This window comes from Enterobacter sp. CRENT-193 (genome assembly GCF_002787395.1).
In the GTDB taxonomy this organism is placed as follows: Bacteria; Pseudomonadota; Gammaproteobacteria; order Enterobacterales; family Enterobacteriaceae; genus Enterobacter; species Enterobacter hormaechei_C.
Genome location: NZ_CP024812.1, coordinates 3232609 through 3251612, shown reverse-complemented (window position 1 = coordinate 3251612; position 19004 = coordinate 3232609). Strand labels below are relative to the sequence as shown.

The window sequence follows — 19004 nt, the reverse complement described above, 5'->3', positions numbered from 1 at the left end:
GATTGTGCAGCGGCTGAATACAAACATCAAAAAGGCTCCCTCGGGAGCCTCTCTGAACATCACGCCGTAGCAGGCAAACTAAAGCGCGAGATACTTTGGGACAGCTGCTGCGCCTGCTCCTCCAGCGAGGCCGCGGCGGCGGCGGATTGCTGCACCAGCGCCGCGTTCTGCTGGGTCACACCGTCCATCTCCGTTACGGCCTGCCCAACCTGACCAATCCCGCGGCTCTGCTCTTCTGAGGCAACCGAAATCTGTTCCATCAGCATATGCACTTTATTCACAGAGCTGATAATAGAATCAATCACCTCTCCCGAACGATTCACCAGTTCCGCACCGTTTTTCACGCTGGAAACAGACTGGGCGATGAGGCTTTCGATATCCTTCGCCGCCACCGCGCTTTTCTGGGCCAGTGTGCGCACTTCACTTGCTACCACGGCAAATCCTCGCCCCTGCGTGCCAGCACGCGCCGCTTCAACGGCCGCGTTTAGCGCCAGAATATTAGTCTGGAAAGCAATGCTGTTGATGACGCTGGTGATGTCCTCAATACGCTTCGAATTGGACGCGATAGTATTCATCGTTTCGATGACTTCACGGGTTACCGCTTCACCGGTATGGGCATTTTTCACGGCATCCTGCACCAGCTTACCGGCCTGGAAAACGTTGTCGGTGTTATTCGCCACCGTCGCGCTCAGCTCTTCCATGCTGGCGGCCGTCTGGGTCAGGGCCGAAGCCTGTTGCTCGGTACGGGAGGCCAGGTCGATATTGCCGGAGGCAATTTCCTGCGCCGCATGCGTCACAGTGTGGCTGGCATCGCGCACCTGAGAAATGGTGGAGAGCAGCGCCTGGCGCATCTGCTCCATCGAGGACATCAGGTGATTGATTTCATTCCCGGAATCACGCTTGATCGGTACCGGTACGTCCAGCTTCCCGGCCGCAATCTGGCGACAGTGCTCGCGCGCCAGGTTCACCGGCGCAAAGACCACGCGTTTCATCAGCAGGCTGACGGCGAAAATCACCACCACGAACAGCACCGCAATGCTGGCGATAATAACCAGACCCGACACAAAATTATGGCTCGCCTCCTCGTTCAGCGTTTTGGCGTACTTCTGGTGAACGGAGAGAACCTGATCGAGCACAATTTCATATTGGCGATCGAGTTGAGACACCACGGGAATAAGAGCGTTGAACCGCGACACATCGTGAGCGGCGGCAGCGGCAATCAGCGGTGCCAGTCCCTGATTACGGTAGTTTTGCCACGCCTCCTGGTAGGCAGTGACCAGCGGGGCTTCTTCCTGCAAACGCGGCGAGGCCATAAACGCCGAAAATGCACTATCGGCTTTGGTCAGCGCCTCTTTAACCGAGGCCAGTTTCGCAGACGGGTCGGTAGCGTCCCCCGCTTCCACCATTTTCACATACTCCATAACCCTGACGCGCAGGGTTCGGCTGTGGTTAATGGGATCAATAATGGACAGAACCACCTGAATTTCTTTGTTCACATTATCCAGCGAAGTATTACTTTTAATGATGAGCCCAACGCTGGTGATAGTGCTGGCCACAAAGAAGAAAAGCAGGGAAAACAGGATAATCAGGGATGATTTTTTCAACGACATAACACACCTCAGGGATATAATTTCCCTTTGGTTATCGGCTGAATCCAATCTTTAATTAATTAAAGTTATAGATGTACCTCTCATACGTTACCCTGTCACTCCACGGCCTTGTATCGCCGTTGCAGGGTGGCATCCAGCTTACGCTGGATCGGCTCCGGCGTTTCCCCTTCAATCAGTTTGCCAATCAGATCAAAGCAGTGCCAGGCGAGCTGGCGGTTATCCTGACGAACGGTATCGACAGGAATGGTCAGAGAATCATAGAGATAGTGATCGTCAAAGCTGGCCAGACGCATATCGCTTTGCAGCAGATTATGTTGCCCCATATAGCGCAACACCCCTTCCAGCAGACCGCAGGCGGCGGTAAAAAGGGCTTTTGGCGGGCGGCCCAGGCGTGCGCAAAGCTCGGCAAACATTTCGTAGCCGGAGCTCGGATGGTAATTACCATGAATGATCCACTCCGGACGTAACTCGACGCCAGCGTCACGCAGCCCCTGCTTAAACCCTTCCAGACGGTCACGCGTCGGGGAAAGCCGCGGCTGGCCGCCGAGGAAGTAGAACTCATCCGGATGCTGGCGCGCGATGTCGGCCACCAGTGTGGCGGTTGGGGTAATTGAATCGGTGAGGACCAGCGGCAGAGTACTGTCGTTCATATGACGGTCAAAAAGCACAACGGGCAACTGTTCGCTCAGCTTTTGATAGTCCGCGTCGTTGAGCATGCTGGAGGCGACAATCAGCCCGTCCACCTGGCGGGCCACCATGTTATTGACCACCACCGTCTCCTGGCCCGGATTTTCATCGCTACAGGAGATCAGCAGCTGAACACCCGCCTCGCGGCAGAGGGTCTCCAGCTCATGAGAAAAAACGGCAAACCCGTAGTTGGTGATTTCCGGCACCACCAGACCAATGGTGTGGCTGCGGTTGTCCCGCAGCGAACGGGCGTGAATACTGGGCTGATAATGATGTTCTTTGGCAATCGCCAGCACGCGCTCGCGTGTCTCCTCCGCCACCCGAAGCTCTTTGCTGCGGCCGTTCAGCACCAGGCTGGCGGTGGCTTTTGATACCCCCGCGAGCTCCGCGATATCTTTAATGGTGACGCGTTTTGTTTTTCTCACAACGACTTAGATCCGGCTGCCAAAACCTCTATTCTATCATGCAGCTGCGCAGCGACCAGTAGCGTAATGTGATGTCGGACGCACCTTCGAAGCGTACCTGGGCCGGATGGTCAGGAAAATAGCGGCTGCTCATGACGCCTTCACCGTGATTGATGAAAATTTCGACGCTGGAACGGTCACACAGCACGCGTAAATGATGAACAGTGCCCTGCCAGTAGCGGGTCAGCGTGTCTGCGGTTTTCAGACTGGCGCGTTCCAGACGGATCCCCGCATCATCCACAATCAGTCGCAACGCGCCGGCAAAATCCACGTTCACGCACGAGGCGCTCAGTTCGAACTCAAGACGCGCTCCCACCAGCACCGGGGCATCGCTGGCGCGTCCCTGCCAGTGGTGTTCATCCTCGCGCAGCGTTTCCAGCTCACGGACCGGGGTCTGCCAGAGCTTACCGTCGCGGTAGCGCAGCTCGCGAGGACAGGTCATCTGGTGGATCCAGCCGTGCGCCCGCGTAGGCTGGAGCATCTCTTCGCCGTCCGGCACGCCCATCCAGCCGATGAGGAGGCGGCGGCCATCTTCTGCCACCGTGGTTTGCGGCGCGTAAAATTCGAATCCGGCGTCAAGCTCATGCAGCTCGCCGTGCGTAAATGCAGGGGTTTGATAATCAAATGCCCCGCTCATCCAGACGGCCGGATAGGTGTTGAGATAGCGATGCGGTTCGCGCGCCAGCCCCTGCGGGCAGCAGATCAAGACGTGTGTGCCATCAAGCTCAAACAGATCCGGGCACTCCCACATATAGCCCGCGTCCGTGAGTCCGTTGACGCCGTGACCGGCGATTTCGCCGCAGGACGCCCAGGTGTGTAAATCGGCTGACGTAAACAGCAGCACCTTGCCGCGCTTATGCCGATCCTGCGCCCCGAGCACCATGTACCACTGCCCGTCATGGCGCCACACTTTCGGATCGCGGACGTGCCCGGTATACCCGTCCGGCAGAGGCAACACCGGTCCCAGTTTGGCAAACGTGCCGTCGTCATTTTGCACCGCCAGACACTGCCAGGCGGTGCGGCCGCCATCGTCAAACTTAACGTTGCCGGTATAGCACAGGGTTAGCACGCCGTTGTTATCCACGGCGCTGCCGGAGTAACAGCCGTTGCGGTCATACTCTTCGTCAGGCATCAGCGCCATTGGCTCGTGCTGCCAGTGCACCAGATCTGCTGAGCTCCAGTGTCCCCAGCACTTGTAGCGATGATCGCAGCCCAGCGGGTTCCACTGATAAAACAGATGATAGCGTCCGGCAAACCAGATAAAGCCGTTCGGATCGTTCATCAGCCCCGTCACCGGCGCGGGATGCCATTGCGGATAGTGGCTGTCCGCCAGCGCACGCGGCTGGCCTTGCATCACGGCCTGCAACACGGCAGGCCAGCGGGAAGTTAAGGTCATTATTCAGAGTCCGTCTTATATTTCAGCAGCAGAGAGACGGTGAACGCCACGCCAAAGGCAATCACCATGCCGATAATATAGTTGAGCAGCGAGCTGGCCTGGACAATCGCCATGCCGGGAAGCGCGGTCAGGCCAACGGCGGTCATGTAGACATGCACCGACACCACCCAGGCACCGCCCGCCGCACCACCGATCAGCGCCGCGATAAACGGCTTCACAAAACGCAGGTTGATGCCAAAAATTGCCGCTTCGGTGATGCCCAGCATCGCGGAAAACGCCGACGGTAAGGTAATGGCTTTGATTTTAGCATCGCGGGTTTTGAACCACACCGCCAGACACGCCCCGCCCTGCGCCACGTTCGCCATCGCCCAGATCGGCAGCAGGAAGTTAACGCCAATCGACGGATTACCCAGCAGTCCGGCTTCAATGGCGTGGAAGCTGTGATGAATGCCGGTAATGACAATCACCGAATAGAGCCCACCAAACAACAGCCCGGCCAGCCAGCCCGCGTGGGCAATCAGGGTGCTAAGAATGAAGGAGATCCCGTCGCCCAACGCGCGTCCCGCCGGGCCAATAATCAACAGCGCGATAAAGCCGGAGATAATGACGGTCAGGAACGGCGTCAGGATCAGATCTAACGCATCCGGTATTGCCCGGCGCAGCTGTTTTTCCACAATGCTCATAAACCACACCGCCAGCAGCACCGGGAAGACGGTTCCCTGATAGCCAATCATGGCGATTTCAAGACCGAAGAAGTTCATGGTGTGGAAGCCGGACGCTACGCCCCAGGCGTTGGTCAGCGCCGGATGAGTCAGGATGCCGCCGAGCGTTGCCCCCAGATACGGGTTGCCGCCAAACTCCCGCGCGGCGGTGAAGCCAATCAGGATCGGCAGAATAATAAACGCCGCCGAGCTGCACATATCCAGCATGATATAGAGCGCGTTATCCGGATTAACCCAGCCGTAGGTTTTAACCATCCCCAGCAGGCCCATCAGCAGACCCGAGGCCACGATCGCCGGGATAATCGGCACGAAGATGTTGGAGAGCAGACGCGCGATACGCTGGAACGGGTTCAGCTTGCGGGCCGCAATATCCGCCGCTTCCGATTTACTGGACTCGCTAATTCCTGCCGCCTGAATAAACGCGGCGTAAACCTTATTCACCACCCCGGTGCCGAAGATCACCTGCATCTGCCCGGCGTTGCGAAAACAGCCTTTCACGCCTTCAACCTTGCCGATAGCCTGCTGGTCGGCAAGCGCATCATCGACCAGCACCAGACGAAGGCGCGTGGCGCAATGTGCCGCGCTGGCAATGTTCTCTTTGCCACCGAGCAGCGGAATCAGCTCGCGCGCAATATGATTAAAATCCATAGATATCTCTTCCTGACCTCTTTTTATGGTGTTCGAAACGCCCCCGCGATGCGGGAGCGTGAAGGGTTAAAACCAGGTTTCCATCTGCACCCCAAAGTTCCATTCCCCGCCCGCGTTAAAGCCGCTGCTGCCAAAGGCGTCATCGCTGGCGTAGTTATCCAGCTTGCTGCTCCAGTCCATCCAGGTGGCGAACAGACGCAGCTCCGGACGGCTGAAGAAATCGCCAATCTTGCCCGCCTTTAACGTCGGGGCGAAGGTCAGCTTGTAGAAGCTACCGTTAACCGCATTGCGATCCTTGTAGCCTTCCGGGCTTAAATCCATGTACTGATAGCTGCCCTCGAACGCGAGGGCGAAATTCTGGGTCACCTCTTTGATCAGACGCGTGTTGAGCGTGACCCACTCATAGCTGTCGCCCTTCACGTAGCGGTCCTTACTGCTTTGAGCCAGCACGGCGGGCGCAATGTGCCAGCCACCGCCCAGAGGCGTGACACCGTAACTAGCAAAACGCCAGGTATCGGCTTCTGACAGCAGCGCGCCGTCTGAACCAATGCTTTTCACCTCGGCGCCCAGACCGTGGCCGTAAAGGAGCGCCGTTTTGGCGGAACCTTCCCGCAGGCCGTAGAAGCTCTCGTTATGCAGACCAACCAGCGCATGTACTCCGTTATTGGCCGCGTCGGTTTTAATCGGATCGCCGTTGCTGTCCTTACGGTCGTCGTTATCTTTTGCTCGTAAGCCGCTGACCATCATCTGCACCGGCCCGGCGAAGTGATTCATGCTGAGGATGTAGTTCTGAACGTTGTTGTCGATCTCCTCTTCGCTGCCGAAGTTACGGCCATAAAGGGAGAAGTTACTGCGCAGCGTATCGTTCCACTTCACGTCGTAGACGCCGCCACCGGTCCCGGCGAGAAATACCACGTCGGAATCCAGCCAGTGAATGTCGAAGTTGTCGCGGTCAAAACGCTTACCCGCCCAGAAGGTGCTGCCCTTCAGCGCGCCGGTAAAGTCCGGCAAATCGCCCAGCTCGGCAAAGGCCTGACGAATGTTCAGGTCGCTGCTGTCTGCCGACCAGTCGTTATAGGTTTTCTGACCGTCGGCCAGCATCGCCTTAAAGCGCGTCGTCGCGCCATTCTCCAGCGTCTGTTTGTGCTCAACATTCAGCTCAACGTAGGTATCCGCTTCGTTCCCCAGACGCCCGATGGCCCCGCCCGTTTCCCCGGCGGGCGTCAGATAAGGGCCGCTTTTGCTGCTGGAGGCCGCGTCGTTCATCAGCAGGCCGGAACGGGCGTAACCGTGAAATTCAAAACCGCCTGTCCGGTCGGCTTTTTCTTCCAGCACCGTGGTGCGTTGCGCCACCGCCTGTGTGGAGGTTTGCGCTTCGTGCTGCGCAGCCACCAGCAGCTGCGTTTTCTGTTCCGCTGCCGTGGCGCGCTTTTCAGCAACCTGCGCGCGGGTTTCCGCCTCCTGCAAACGCTGCTCCAGCGCCGCCAGGCGCGCTTCGATACGGGTCATATCCGTCTGGGCAAAAACAGAGGTACTGCCGGCCAGCATGCCTATCATCACGGCAAGTCTGCGTTTTTTATACATTTTGTCGCATCCCTAATAACTATCGGTGAAAGTGCTAAATTGCTAAACCGGTTTAGGCTGGTGATACTAAACCGTTGAATTTTAGATCGGCAATGTTTTTTGCTAAACCGTTTTAGTAAGTGTGATCGAGGCGACAATTCAGGCCGCCGAATGGTGGCCTTGAGAGGTGAATTACAGTTCGTGATGATAAGGCAGCGCGGTCATTGCCCCTTTTGCGGTTGTCGCCAGCGCCCCACAGCGCTGCGCCAGCGTGATGACCTCTGAGAGACGGGCCTGGCCATAACGTGCCAGACCGAACAGTAGCCCGGCGACGAAAGCATCCCCCGCGCCAGTGGTATCAATGCATTCCACGGGTGATGCAGCATAGTGTGTCAACACGCCTTCCTGCCAGGCGGTGACGCCCTCTTTTCCCTGCGTTACCAGCACCAGCCTGGCCGGACAGGTGCGCATCAGCGCCGCCAGCCCCTCATGGACCTGCGCATTTCCGGTTAAGAACGCCAGTTCTTCCTCCGAGATTTTCACCACATCTGCACAGGCTAATGCCCGCTCAAGACACTGACGCAGCTCGACTTCATCGTGCCAGAGATCGGCGCGAATATTGGGGTCAAAGCTGACGAATCCCCCCGCCTGTCTGATCGCGGCCATCGCCAGAAACGTCGCGGAACGGCTGGGTTCGGCGCTGAGCGCGATAGAGCAGACGTGCAGCCACTCCCCGGCGCGGAATGGCGGGAGATCGGCAGCGTCGAGGAATAAATCAGCGCTCGGGCGAACCATAAAGGTAAAGGAACGTTCACCGTCGTTATCGAGATCCACCACCACCGTGGAGGTGCGATGCTGCGGGTCCAGCCGCAGCCATTTTGTATTAACCTGCTCATCTGCAAGCGTTTTTTGCATAAAACGCCCGAAGGGGTCGTCGCCCACCCGGCCTATAAAGGCGCTTCTGCCGCCCAGACGCGCTACCCCTACCGCGACGTTGGCCGGTGCGCCGCCAGGACATTGCAGCAGTTTGCCCTCTCCGTCGGGCAACAGATCCACCACTGCATCGCCAAGTACCCAGATCGTCTCCATATCACCTTCTTAGCTAAATCATGTTAAACCGGTTTAGCTATTTAAGCACAGGCAGGGTGTCGGGGAAATATGGCGAGGGAAAATTTGCTTAACCCACCCGATGGGGCCAGTGGATATCACCCACGCCATTGAGCTGCGGGCGGGCGAACAAAAAGCCCTGGAAGCGGCGAATACCGGCGTATTCAAGCCAGCACCACTCTTCTATCTTCTCAATGCCTTCTGCGACCAGCGTAATCTCCAGATCGGTGCAGCAGCTGATTATCGACTTCACAATCGCCTGCTTGGGCCCGCTCAGGTGGATATCGCTGACGATCTCTCTGTCGATTTTGAGTTTATCCGGCTGGAACCGCGTGAGCAGCGAAAGACCAGCATAGCCGGAACCAAAATCATCTATCGCCAGCCCAACCCCTTCCGCCCGCAGCTGTTTAATCGCGCTGTTAAACTGGTTGAAGCCTGAAATCATCTCGTTCTCAGTGACTTCAATGATTACCTGCTCCGGCTGTAGATTGTGCTTTTTGATCTGCGTTACCAGGAACTCTACCGCGCCCGGCACGTTAACCAGCGACATTGGCAGCAGGTTCACCGCCAGTTTGTGGCTGCCGATGCCGAGCTTTTGCGCCAGCGCAAAGGTCCAGGCTTTGGTTTGCAGGTCGACTTCGTAAATCAGTTCACGATCGAGACTACGGAAGAAATGCTCCGGGCTGCCGCCGTCGTTTCCGCGTATAAGCGCTTCGAGAGAACTGATCTTGCCTTCGGACGGCTCGACAATGGGTTGCAGCGCAAACTGGCAGGGCTGTCCCGCCAGCAGACCTAACCCTTTACCAAACGGCGCGCGCTCTCGCGAAAGCGTCCATTTATCGGGCTCATAGTCCGAAGCGGGTGGGATAGCGGTTTTACCGGTGATAAAGGTCTGAATGAATTTGAAGACCCGATCCTCAGAAGTCAGATAACTTTCCAGCTTGCTGTAATGCAGAACCGACGCCAGAACCGCTTTCGGGGTCTGAACGTCCAGGTCAAACAGCAGCATTCCCACGTCTTCGAAACGTCTGCGCGGGCCGTAATCGCGCATCAGCTCCACTACGCCGGTATGCCGGTCATCAGCACGGATGGAGTTAAAAAGCGCGACGACGCGCTGTTCCGTGCCTTCGAGAATTTGCAGAACGTCACGTCCACGGGAGAGAAGAATGCCTGAGATGCCCTGCTCCGTGTTACGGATCCTGGCCTGTTCAACCAGCGCGCTTAACGCTGCGGAGGTGCAGGTTAAGCTCAGCTGGCTTCGATAAATGAGAGTTGTCAGCACAGAAACGGGGTCCGGTATGGGGTATACGCCTGAACGGTACTGTTTAACACAGTTCCCCGGTGTGACCTAATCTATTCCACGTTGGGCTTAATTATCACCGATACGGCTGTCGATCCGCGTCTGCATATAGTCGTAGAACGGATTCGACGTCACGCGCATCAGCGCATCTTTGCCGACGCTCAGAACCGATGTTTCTCCCCACAGGGCTATCGTCCCGAGGCTGATACCGTAGCGGTTTTTCACCGCAGGATGGCGGCCATACAGATCGTCATCAGGCGGGAACGGAATAGCAACATGTGACAGGGAATAAACCTCCTGCGGATACGCGACCGACAGCGGCATCACCGTTTCCCGGGTGCTGCCCGCTGGCGTTGTCTTTGCCACCATATCAAACCTGTCGGGGCTGGCATTGGTCACAATTGTGACACTGTAACGTCTTTTTGCCTCCGGCAGCAGGTCAGCCACCGCCGTCCAGGATGATGGCCTGAACAGTGGACGGAAACTCCCGGCCTGGTTGATATCAAAAACCACCAGTTCGCTGCCGTTTGCCGGAAGCTGGTCAAACAGCCCGCTGACCACGGCGCGGGTACTGACCGTTGAATCCATGACCGACTGGAAAGCAAGTATCGGCGGAAGCTGCGCCAGTTTGTGATCATGAACACCGCGATTTATCTGCTCATGCAGCGCCTGGGTAAGCAGCCAGGACTGACGTGCCGCATTCACCGGGAACGAATTGTATTTATAAGGATTATATTCTGGCGAAATGTTGAGCCACGCGGCTTTGGCAAACGCCGGTAACATAGCCGGTAGCCCGGCGAATCCGGCAAAGCGCGCAAACGCCGTGACGCCAATCATCGGTGAGAGCAAAACGATCTGCTCAGGTTGACGCAGTGCAGGCGCATCAAGGGCGTCGAGGGCATATTTCATCGCCAGCGCCCCGCCGTTGGAGTAGCCCACCAGATGCAGGGGGAGATCGTTCCCCGTCAGGCGTGTCGCTTCACGAACCGCGAGGCGCGTTGCCGCCAGCCACGCCTCCCAGTCAACGTCTGTCAGCGCGCCCGGTGCCGTGCCGTGTCCGGGCAAACGAGGCACTACGGCCACAAAGCCGTGCTGTTGATAATTCTCTGCCAGATGCCTGACGCTGTAGGGCGAATCCGTCAGACCGTGCAGCAATACCACCCCCCCGCGCGGCTTTCCGGCAGGCATCAGCACGAACGACCGGTTTGCATCCGGGGAAAAGTGTCCTGGCCACACCAGGCTCTGGCGGTAATAACGGTTCAGCGGCGTGCGCTCTGCGGGGGTGACTTTCGCCGTCACCTCAGCGTCGAGAGCGGTGAAGATGGCGTTTTCCCGCGCGACATACGCTGCGAAGGTCGCGTTATCCATCTCCTGCACAGACATTTCATCAGCCCGCCAGGTGTGCCAGTGATGCAGGGCTGGCCCCTGCTGCGAAAGATAAACCCGCACCGAAAGCAGAACGAGCACAATGATCCCGATGACCATCGCTATTTTTTTTGCGAGAGCCATCAGGCGCACGCTGACCCGCCAGGGCAAATTCGCCATGTAAGGCTCCCTCTTTTTTCCCCAGAGCTTTCATCTTACCAAAAAATGTGAAGAGGCTGACGTATTCACCAAATAGATACCCTTCAGCCTGCACACTGCACCAAAAGTGAACTACGCTGCACAAAAGTTGATCACCTGTTAAACAAATATTGCATTAACTTTGCTGCACAGCGCGTTTTCGCCGCAATGTGAACATGGCACGCGTCCTGCATTGTTAATCCGGTAACAGAAACCCGGCCTTTGACAGCCAGTTAACAGCGAGGCGGTATGACGACCAAACCTGAGGTGTTGAGCCGTATCGAAGCGACCTTTAGCCAGCTCACCCCAAGCGAAAAGCGGGTGGCAAGCTGGATGCTGGCGCACGTCGGGCAGATCCCCTTTGAAACGGCAGAGAGCGTGGCGCTGGCCACGGCCACCAGCGGGATCACCGTCGGACGCTTTCTGCGCAAGCTGGGCTACCGCAACCTGGACGACGCCAAAAAAAGCCTGCGCGATCCCCACCAGCCCTGGGGCATTAACGAGCGTCTCGACTCCTGGAAGCAGCAACAGCCGCTGTCGGATCGCCTTCAGAACTCCCTGTCGCTGGAGGTGGACGCCATTGCCCATGTCTACCAGTTGGCGCAAAGCGAAACGTTCAGGCAGGTGGTCCAGCAACTTACCCATGCCGACGCCGTTTTCGTGCTGGGGATCCAGTCCACGCGCGGGATCGCCAATGCGTTCTTCAGCCATCTGGAGTATCTGCGCCCGCGGGTGAGCTATTCAGAAGGGCTCTCCGGTAGCTGGGTGGAGTCGCTTAACTCCGGCTTTGCGAACCCGTATATCGTGCTGACGGATACCCGCGCCTACTCCGCCATTGCCCGCCAGTACTGCCGCGTGGCGAGCGAAAAAGGCCTGGCGATGGCGCTGATCACCGATATCTGGTGCCCGTGGGCGCGGGATTACCCGATTGATTTACTCCAGGTGAAGACCGATACCGGCCATTTCTGGGATTCGCTGGCGCCGGTGAGCTGTCTGTTCAACCTGCTGCTGTCGGGCGTTGTGGAGGCGCTGGGGGATGCGCTGCCGGAACGTCTGGCAATCAACCGACAACTACAACAAGAGTTTGGTCAATTTGAACGCTAAAGGAGCGGAGCTATGCCTGAAGAGAGTCAACTGATTGATGTGGCGAAAACCTTTCCCACGCTGCATATCGATCTGAAATACGCGACCGCCGATAACATCACTGGCCGCCCGATCTACCAGCACGCTGCGTGCCTGTTGCATACGGATGCCGCCACCGCGCTGGCGAAAGCGATCGGCATCGCCGCGCTGGCCGGTCTGAAGCTGGTGGTTTACGACGCCTACCGCCCCCAGCAGGCGCAGTCGCAACTCTGGGATGCCTGCCCCAATCCGGAATACGTGGTGGATGTCGCAATTGGCTCTAACCACAGCCGGGGCACCGCCATTGACGTCACGCTGATGGATGAACACGACAACGTGCTGGATATGGGCGCCGGGTTTGACGAAATGCACGACCGTTCTCATGCCTGGCACCCTTCCGTTCCGCCTGAGGCGCAGCGAAATCGTCTGCTCCTGAACGCCGTTATGTACGGCGGCGGTTTTGTGGGCATCAGCAGCGAATGGTGGCATTTCGAACTGCCGAATGCCGCCAGCTACCCGCTGTTAGATGACCAGTTCGCCTGTTATCCGACCACACACTCACTGTAATTCTGGAGCCCCGCCATGAAAACAACGCTGCTTACAACCCTGATTGCCGCTACGCTCACCCTGAGCGCCCCTCTCGCGCTGGCGGCGGTGCCAAAAGATATGCTGGTGATTGGGAAAGCTGCCGATCCGCAAACGCTGGATCCGGCGGTCACTATCGATAACAACGACTGGACGGTGACCTACCCCTCGTACCAGCGTCTGGTGAAATACAAGCCTGGCACCACGGAGGTGGAAGGCGATCTGTCGACGGGCTGGAAGGCGTCTGACGACCAGAAAGAGTGGACGTTCACCCTGGCAGATAATGCAAAATTCTCCGACGGCACGCCGGTGACCGCCGAAGCGGTCAAGCTGTCGTTTGAACGTCTGCTGAAAATTAACCAGGGACCTTCCGAAGCGTTCCCGAAAGATTTGAAAGTGGACGCGGTGGATGAGCATACGGTGAAATTCACCCTCAGCCAGCCGTTCGCCCCGTTCCTCTACACGCTGGCCAATGACGGCGCGTCGATCGTCAACCCGGCGGTGCTGAAAGCCAATGCCGCCGACGACGCACGCGGTTTCCTGGCGCAAAACACCGCGGGTTCCGGACCGTTTATGCTGAAAAGCTGGCGGAAAGGTCAGCAGCTGGTGATGGTGCCCAACCCACACTGGCCGGGTGAAAAGCCGCACTTCAAGCGTGTCTCGGTCAAGATTATCGGTGAAAGCGCCTCGCGTCGCCTGCAACTTTCCCGTGGCGATCTGGATATCGCCGACGCCCTGCCGGTGGATCAGCTTGCCGCTCTGAAGCAGGAAGGCAAAGTGGCCGTGGCGGAATACCCGTCCCTGCGGGTGACCTACCTCTATCTGAACAACAGTAAGCCTCCGATGAATCAGGTGGATTTGCGCCGCGCGGTCTCCTGGGCGACCGATTATCAGGGGATGGTGAAAGGCATTCTCAGCGGGAACGGCAAGCAGATGCGCGGCCCGATCCCGGAGGGCATGTGGGGCTTTGATGCGAACGCCATGCAGTACAGCTTTGACGAGGCCAAAGCCAAAGCGGCGCTGGAGAAAGTCAACGATAAACCGGCCAGCCTGACGTTCCTCTACTCCGATAACGACCCGAACTGGGAGCCTATCGCCCTCTCCACGCAGGCGAGCCTGGGCAAGCTGGGGATTAACGTCAAGCTCGAGAAACTGGCGAACGCCACCATGCGCGACCGCGTCGGCAAAGGTGATTATGACATTGCGATTGGTAACTGGAGCCCGGACTTCGCTGACCCGTACATGTTCATGAACTACTGGTTCGAATCGGACAAAAAAGGGCTGCCGGGTAACCGCTCATTCTATGAGAACAAAGAGGTCGATGCGCTGTTGCAGGCGGCACTGAAAACCACCGATCAGGCGGAGCGCACCAAAGATTACCAGCAGGCGCAGAAAGTGGTGATTGACGAGGCGGCTTACGTTTATCTGTTCCAGAAGAACTATCAGCTGGCGATGAACAAAGAGGTCAAAGGCTTCACCTTTAATCCGATGCTTGAGCAGGTCTTTAACATCGCCACCATGAGTAAGTAACGGCCCACGCCGGGGGGAAGTGTATGACGTTCTGGAGCATTGTGCGCCAGCGCTGCTGGGGGTTAATCCTGGTGTTGGCCGGTGTCTGTATTATTACTTTTATTATTTCACACCTGATCCCCGGCGATCCGGCCCGCCTGCTGGCCGGTGACCGCGCCAGCGATGAAATCGTGCAGGGCATCCGCCAGCAGCTGGGGCTGGATCAACCGCTCTATATTCAGTTTGGCCGCTATGTAGAGGCGCTGGCGCATGGCGATCTGGGCACATCCATTCGCACCGGTCGCCCCGTTGCGGAAGATTTGAAAGCCTTTTTCCCCGCCACGCTGGAACTGGCCTTCTGCTCTTTGCTGCTGGCCCTGGTGATTGGCGTGCCGCTGGGCATTTTATCGGCGGTGTACCGTAACCGCTGGCTGGATCACCTGGTGCGACTGATGGCGATGACCGGCATCTCGACGCCTGCCTTCTGGCTGGGACTGGGAGTTATCGTTCTGTTCTACGGGCAACTGCAAATTCTGCCCGGCGGCGGCAGGCTGGACGACTGGCTCGATCCGCCCGCCCACGTTACCGGTTTTTATCTGCTGGACGCTCTGCTGGAAGGCAACGGCGAGGTGTTTTTCAACGCCCTACAGCACCTGATTCTCCCCTCCCTGACCCTGGCCTTTGTGCATCTGGGTATTGTGGCGCGTCAGGTACGTTCCGCGATGCTGGAGCAACTGAGCGAGGATTATATTCGTACCGCCCGCGCGAGCGGGTTGCCGGGGTGGTACATCGTGCTGCGCTACGCCTTACCCAACGCCATGATCCCCTCCATTACCGTGCTCGGGCTGGCGCTGGGCGATCTGCTGTACGGGGCAGTCCTTACCGAAACCGTGTTTGCCTGGCCGGGAATGGGAGCCTGGGTGGTGACCTCCATTCAGGCGCTGGACTTCCCTGCCGTCATGGGCTTCGCGGTCGTGGTATCGCTGGCCTATGTCTTCGTCAATCTGGTGGTGGATCTGCTGTATCTGTGGATCGACCCGCGAATCGGGCGCGGAGGTGCCGAATGATGTTAACTCAGGAAACGCCCGTCCCTGTCAGCACCGCTAAACAGCGCATTAACTGGGCAAAGCTATTCTGGATGTTACGCAAAAGCCCGCTCACGCTGATCGGCGGGGTGATTATGATCGTGATGCTGTTGATGATGATGGTCTCGCCGTGGATAGTCCCGCACGATCCGAACGCGCTGGATCTGACCGCGCGATTGCAGGCGCCTTCAGCCCAGCACTGGTTTGGCACCGATGAGGTGGGCCGTGATCTGTTCAGCCGCGTGCTGGTGGGCAGCCAGCAGTCCATCACGGCGGGGCTGGCGGTGGTGGTGATTGCGGGCGGCATCGGTTCTCTGCTCGGCTGTTTGTCCGGCGTACTCGGCGGACGCGGCGACGCCATCATTATGCGTATCATGGACATTATGCTCTCCATCCCCTCGCTGGTGTTGACGATGGCGCTGGCCGCCGCGCTCGGCCCAAGCCTGTTTAACGCGATGCTGGCGATTGCGATTGTACGCATTCCGTTTTACGTGCGGCTGGCACGCGGGCAAACGCTGTTGGTGCGCCAGTTCACCTACGTGCAGGCCGCCCGCACCTTTGGCGCATCGCGCTGGCACCTGATCAGCTGGCATATCCTGCGTAACGCCCTTCCGCCGCTGATCGTACAGGCGTCGCTGGATATCGGCAGCGCCATTCTGATGGCCGCCACGCTGGGCTTTATTGGATTAGGCGCGCAGCAGCCGACCGCCGAATGGGGCGCGATGGTGGCCGTGGGGCGTAACTACGTGCTTGACCAGTGGTGGTACTGCGCGTTTCCGGGGGCGGCAATTCTGATCACGGCGGTTGGGTTTAATCTGTTTGGCGATGGTCTTCGCGACCTGCTGGATCCCAAATCAGGAGGGAAGCAGTCATGAGTGATTCCGTATTATCGATTGAAGATTTGCATCTGAGCTTCCCCATTTTTCGCGGTGACGTCCACGCGCTCAACCACGTCTCGCTGGAGATTGGCCGGGGTGAAATTGTCGGCGTGGTGGGCGAATCCGGCTCGGGAAAATCGGTCACCGCGATGCTGGCGATGCGCTTGCTGCCGGAAGGCAGTTACCATGTTCACCATGGCCGGGTCACCCTGCTCGGGGAAGATGTCCTGAACGCGTCGGAAAAACAGCTTCGTCAGTGGCGCGGCGCCAGGGTGGCGATGATTTTTCAGGAGCCGATGACGGCGCTTAACCCTACGCGCCGGATTGGCAGACAAATGGTGGAGGTGATCCGCCAGCATCAGTCGCTTTCCCGCCGCGACGCGCAGCAGAAGGCGATCGCCCTACTGGGCGAGATGCAAATCCCGGATGCGGCACAGGTGATGGATCGCTATCCGTTTGAGCTTTCCGGCGGCATGCGTCAGCGGGTGATGATCGCCCTTGCCTTCTCCTGCGAGCCGGAGCTGATCATTGCCGATGAGCCGACCACCGCGCTGGACGTGACCGTTCAGCGTCAGGTGCTGCGGCTACTGAAACACAAAGCGCGCGCCAGCGGGACGTCGGTGCTGTTTATCAGTCACGATATGGCGGTGGTGTCTCAGCTTTGTGACCGGATGTACGTTATGTACGCGGGCAGCGTGATCGAAAGCGGCAGCACGCAGACTTTGATCCACCATCCTGTACACCCCTATTCGATTGGCCTGCTGCGGTGTGCCCCGGAAAATGGTGAACCGCGCGAGATCCTCCCGGCCATTCCCGGCACGGTACCTAACCTCAGCCACCTCCCGCGCGGATGTGCCTTTCGCGAACGCTGTTTTGCTGCCGGGGCGAAATGCAGCGAAACGCCGCGCTTAATTTCCACGGGCGCAGAAGGCCAACAGGCTGCCTGCTGGTACCCACAACAGGAGAGACGCCATGTCTGAGGTACTGCTGGAACTGGATAGCGTGCATGTGAATTTTCCTGCGCGCAAAAACTGGCTGGGGCGCGTGACGGAGCAGGTACACGCCCTCAACGGCATGGATCTCCGGATCCATCGCGGCGAAACGCTGGGCGTTGTGGGGGAATCCGGCTGTGGAAAGAGCACGCTGGCGCAACTGCTGATGGGCATGCTCAAACCGAGTACAGGTGCCTGTCAGCGCGCAAATGCGGCAGGCGGTATGCAGATGGTATTTCAGGACCCGCTCTCGTCCCTCGATCCGCGTTTACCCGTCTGGCGCATCATCACCGAGCCGGTGTGGATACAGCAACGCCGCAGCGAACGGGAGCGTCGTCAGCTGGCTGAGACGCTGGCGCAGCAGGTGGGCATTCGAGCAGAATATCTTGACCGCCTGCCGCATGCGTTTTCGGGCGGACAGCGCCAGCGCATCGCTATCGCCCGGGCGCTCTCTTCAGATCCGGACATCATCGTGCTGGATGAACCCACCAGCGCGCTGGATATTTCTGTCCAGGCGCAGATCCTCAATTTGCTGGTTGCCCTGCAACAGCAGCGAAATCTGACCTACGTACTGATCTCGCACAACGTCTCGGTGGTCCGGCACATGAGCGACCGGGTGGCAGTGATGTATCTGGGGCAGATCGTGGAGCTGGGTCCGGCGGACCAGGTGCTGAGTCAGCCGCGGCATCCGTATACGCAGCTGCTGCTTGACTCCGTTCCCCGTACCGGAGAACCGCTGGACGAAGATCTGGCATTACGCAAAACCGATCTTCCCGGTAATCGCCACCTGCCCGATGGCTGCTACTTCCGCGACCGCTGCCCGCTGGCGATGCAGGGATGTGAACGGCCGCAGCCGCTTCAGCCCGCAGCCGAAGGCCGAAGCGTACGCTGCTGGCGTAACCGCTAGATTTGCGCCATCCCGCCATCGACAAACAGCTCCGTGGCGTTAATAAAGCTGGCGGCATCGGACGCCAGAAACGCCACGGCTTTCCCGACTTCGCCCGGCGCGCCCAGGCGACCCAGCGGTACCTGGGCCGCCAGCGCATCGTATAATCCCTGACGCTGTTCTTCGGGAACCAGATCGCCAAGACCGGGCGTTTTCACGGGGCCAGGGCTGACGACGTTGACGCGTATCCCGCGGCCCTGTAAGTCCAGCGCCCAGGAGCGGGCAAAGTTACGCACGGCGGCTTTACTGGCGCTGTAGACGCTAAAATTCGCCGTCCCCTTAATCGAAACCGTCGATCCGGTGAGGATAATGGATGAACCAGATGAGAGCAGCGGCAGCGCTTTCTGGACGGTGAACAGCACGCCGCGCACGTTGGTGGCAAAAATCCGGTCAAACTGCTCTTCGGTGATAGCGCCCAGCGGCAGCATGTCGCCGCCCCCGGCGTTGGCGAACAGAATATCGAGTCGTCCTTCTTCTTTAGCAATCTGCGCGTAAACCGCATCCAGATCGGCCATTCTGGAGACGTCCGCGCGGATAGCTACCGCCGCGGCGCCAATGTCTGCCCGGGCAGCATCCAGTTCGGCCTGACGACGTCCGGTGATATAGACCTTCGCTCCCTGCGCCGCCAGCTCCTGTGCCGTTGCGAGACCGATACCGGTGCTGCCACCGGTCACCAGAGCGATTTTTCCTGCAAGCGTTGTATTCATACTCATAACCTTTTGTTGTGATGTAAAAGAGGAGCGTTTGCCCGCGTCAGGCAGACTTTAGACCTTGCGGGATTAGCGATAAACGGGCAAAAATGAAAATGAATTTTCACAGCAGGAAAT

16 protein-coding genes and 1 pseudogene are annotated in these 19004 nt (G+C 58.4%); 8 read left to right on the top strand and 9 right to left on the bottom strand.

Annotated elements, in window-relative coordinates:
- Positions 1–59 precede the first annotated feature (59 nt).
- The 8 genes from CU081_RS16225 to CU081_RS16190 form a co-directional block, all read right to left on the bottom strand.
- Positions 60–1610, bottom strand: coding sequence for a methyl-accepting chemotaxis protein (locus CU081_RS16225; RefSeq protein WP_022651214.1), 1551 nt, complete (start codon positions 1608–1610; stop codon positions 60–62).
- A 95-nt stretch (positions 1611–1705) separates the two neighbouring features.
- A complete protein-coding gene (locus CU081_RS16220) occupies positions 1706–2722 on the bottom strand; it encodes a LacI family DNA-binding transcriptional regulator (protein ID WP_003857087.1) in 1017 nt (338 codons plus the stop codon).
- 28 nt (positions 2723–2750) lie between these two features.
- The gene (locus tag CU081_RS16215) at positions 2751–4157 is read right to left on the bottom strand and encodes a sucrose-6-phosphate hydrolase (protein ID WP_022651215.1); all 1407 of its coding nucleotides are present in this window, start codon (positions 4155–4157) and stop codon (positions 2751–2753) included.
- Positions 4157–5527 carry a sucrose-specific PTS transporter subunit IIBC gene (locus CU081_RS16210; RefSeq protein ID WP_003857085.1) on the bottom strand — a complete coding sequence of 457 codons (1371 nt, stop codon included), beginning with the start codon at positions 5525–5527 and terminating at the stop codon, positions 4157–4159. Before CU081_RS16210 ends, CU081_RS16215 begins: the two co-directional genes overlap by 1 nt.
- 66 nt (positions 5528–5593) lie before the next feature.
- Positions 5594–7111: a carbohydrate porin gene (locus tag CU081_RS16205; RefSeq protein WP_022651216.1), complete on the bottom strand. Its 1518-nt coding sequence runs from the start codon at positions 7109–7111 to the stop codon at positions 5594–5596.
- 171 nt (positions 7112–7282) lie between these two features.
- Positions 7283–8179, bottom strand: a complete 897-nt coding sequence (locus CU081_RS16200) for an aminoimidazole riboside kinase (RefSeq protein WP_022651217.1) — start codon at positions 8177–8179, stop codon at positions 7283–7285.
- Positions 8180–8267: 88 nt separating this feature from the next.
- Positions 8268–9479 carry a diguanylate phosphodiesterase gene (locus CU081_RS16195; RefSeq protein WP_003857082.1) on the bottom strand — a complete coding sequence of 404 codons (1212 nt, stop codon included), beginning with the start codon at positions 9477–9479 and terminating at the stop codon, positions 8268–8270.
- 87 nt (positions 9480–9566) lie between these two features.
- Positions 9567–11042, bottom strand: coding sequence for an alpha/beta hydrolase (locus tag CU081_RS16190; protein ID WP_022651218.1), 1476 nt, complete (start codon positions 11040–11042; stop codon positions 9567–9569).
- Between the two features lie 267 nt (positions 11043–11309).
- Between CU081_RS16190 and CU081_RS16185 the strand changes: the two genes are divergently transcribed.
- From CU081_RS16185 to CU081_RS26870, 8 genes and pseudogenes are all read left to right on the top strand, one after another.
- Positions 11310–12164: a MurR/RpiR family transcriptional regulator gene (locus CU081_RS16185; protein WP_022651219.1), complete on the top strand. Its 855-nt coding sequence runs from the start codon at positions 11310–11312 to the stop codon at positions 12162–12164.
- A 12-nt stretch (positions 12165–12176) separates the two neighbouring features.
- On the top strand, positions 12177–12749 hold the full coding sequence (gene ddpX / locus CU081_RS16180; RefSeq protein WP_003857079.1) for a D-alanyl-D-alanine dipeptidase: 573 nt from the start codon (positions 12177–12179) through the stop codon (positions 12747–12749).
- A 15-nt stretch (positions 12750–12764) separates the two neighbouring features.
- The gene (locus tag CU081_RS16175) at positions 12765–14297 is read left to right on the top strand and encodes an ABC transporter substrate-binding protein (RefSeq protein WP_022651221.1); all 1533 of its coding nucleotides are present in this window, start codon (positions 12765–12767) and stop codon (positions 14295–14297) included.
- Positions 14298–14320: 23 nt separating this feature from the next.
- Positions 14321–15343, top strand: coding sequence for an ABC transporter permease (locus CU081_RS16170; RefSeq protein ID WP_022651222.1), 1023 nt, complete (start codon positions 14321–14323; stop codon positions 15341–15343).
- The gene (gene ddpC / locus CU081_RS16165; RefSeq protein ID WP_003857076.1) at positions 15340–16236 is read left to right on the top strand and encodes a D,D-dipeptide ABC transporter permease; all 897 of its coding nucleotides are present in this window, start codon (positions 15340–15342) and stop codon (positions 16234–16236) included. The genes CU081_RS16170 and ddpC overlap by 4 nt, the downstream gene beginning before the upstream one ends.
- Positions 16233–17219: an ABC transporter ATP-binding protein gene (locus CU081_RS16160; protein WP_022651223.1), complete on the top strand. Its 987-nt coding sequence runs from the start codon at positions 16233–16235 to the stop codon at positions 17217–17219. Before ddpC ends, CU081_RS16160 begins: the two co-directional genes overlap by 4 nt.
- Positions 17212–18066, top strand: a pseudogene (locus CU081_RS16155) (oligopeptide/dipeptide ABC transporter ATP-binding protein); the annotation flags it as partial. The gene CU081_RS16160 and the pseudogene CU081_RS16155, both read left to right, overlap by 8 nt.
- Positions 18026–18181 (top strand): DUF4124 domain-containing protein, encoded by a 156-nt coding sequence (locus tag CU081_RS26870; protein ID WP_353628926.1) that lies wholly within the window; start codon positions 18026–18028, stop codon positions 18179–18181. The pseudogene CU081_RS16155 and the gene CU081_RS26870, both read left to right, overlap by 41 nt.
- Here the strand turns inward: CU081_RS26870 and CU081_RS16150 are convergent.
- Positions 18135–18884 carry an SDR family oxidoreductase gene (locus tag CU081_RS16150; RefSeq protein ID WP_003857073.1) on the bottom strand — a complete coding sequence of 250 codons (750 nt, stop codon included), beginning with the start codon at positions 18882–18884 and terminating at the stop codon, positions 18135–18137. The genes CU081_RS26870 and CU081_RS16150 overlap by 47 nt on opposite strands.
- Positions 18885–19004: the final 120 nt, after the last annotated feature.

What these genes read in the sequence shown, in the direction of transcription:
- CU081_RS16225 (WP_022651214.1), bottom strand. Translation starts at nt 1,610, where the DNA reads ATGTCGTTGAAAAAATCATCCCTGATTATCCTGTTTTCCCTGCTTTTC.
- CU081_RS16215 (WP_022651215.1), bottom strand. Translation starts at nt 4,157, where the DNA reads ATGACCTTAACTTCCCGCTGGCCTGCCGTGTTGCAGGCCGTGATGCAA.
- CU081_RS16210 (WP_003857085.1), bottom strand. Translation starts at nt 5,527, where the DNA reads ATGGATTTTAATCATATTGCGCGCGAGCTGATTCCGCTGCTCGGTGGC.
- CU081_RS16205 (WP_022651216.1), bottom strand. Translation starts at nt 7,111, where the DNA reads ATGTATAAAAAACGCAGACTTGCCGTGATGATAGGCATGCTGGCCGGC.
- CU081_RS16200 (WP_022651217.1), bottom strand. Translation starts at nt 8,179, where the DNA reads ATGGAGACGATCTGGGTACTTGGCGATGCAGTGGTGGATCTGTTGCCC.
- CU081_RS16190 (WP_022651218.1), bottom strand. Translation starts at nt 11,042, where the DNA reads ATGGCGAATTTGCCCTGGCGGGTCAGCGTGCGCCTGATGGCTCTCGCA.
- CU081_RS16185 (WP_022651219.1), top strand. Translation starts at nt 11,310, where the DNA reads ATGACGACCAAACCTGAGGTGTTGAGCCGTATCGAAGCGACCTTTAGC.
- ddpX (WP_003857079.1), top strand. Translation starts at nt 12,177, where the DNA reads ATGCCTGAAGAGAGTCAACTGATTGATGTGGCGAAAACCTTTCCCACG.
- CU081_RS16175 (WP_022651221.1), top strand. Translation starts at nt 12,765, where the DNA reads ATGAAAACAACGCTGCTTACAACCCTGATTGCCGCTACGCTCACCCTG.
- CU081_RS16170 (WP_022651222.1), top strand. Translation starts at nt 14,321, where the DNA reads ATGACGTTCTGGAGCATTGTGCGCCAGCGCTGCTGGGGGTTAATCCTG.
- ddpC (WP_003857076.1), top strand. Translation starts at nt 15,340, where the DNA reads ATGATGTTAACTCAGGAAACGCCCGTCCCTGTCAGCACCGCTAAACAG.
- CU081_RS16160 (WP_022651223.1), top strand. Translation starts at nt 16,233, where the DNA reads ATGAGTGATTCCGTATTATCGATTGAAGATTTGCATCTGAGCTTCCCC.
- CU081_RS26870 (WP_353628926.1), top strand. Translation starts at nt 18,026, where the DNA reads ATGGCTGCTACTTCCGCGACCGCTGCCCGCTGGCGATGCAGGGATGTG.
- CU081_RS16150 (WP_003857073.1), bottom strand. Translation starts at nt 18,884, where the DNA reads ATGAATACAACGCTTGCAGGAAAAATCGCTCTGGTGACCGGTGGCAGC.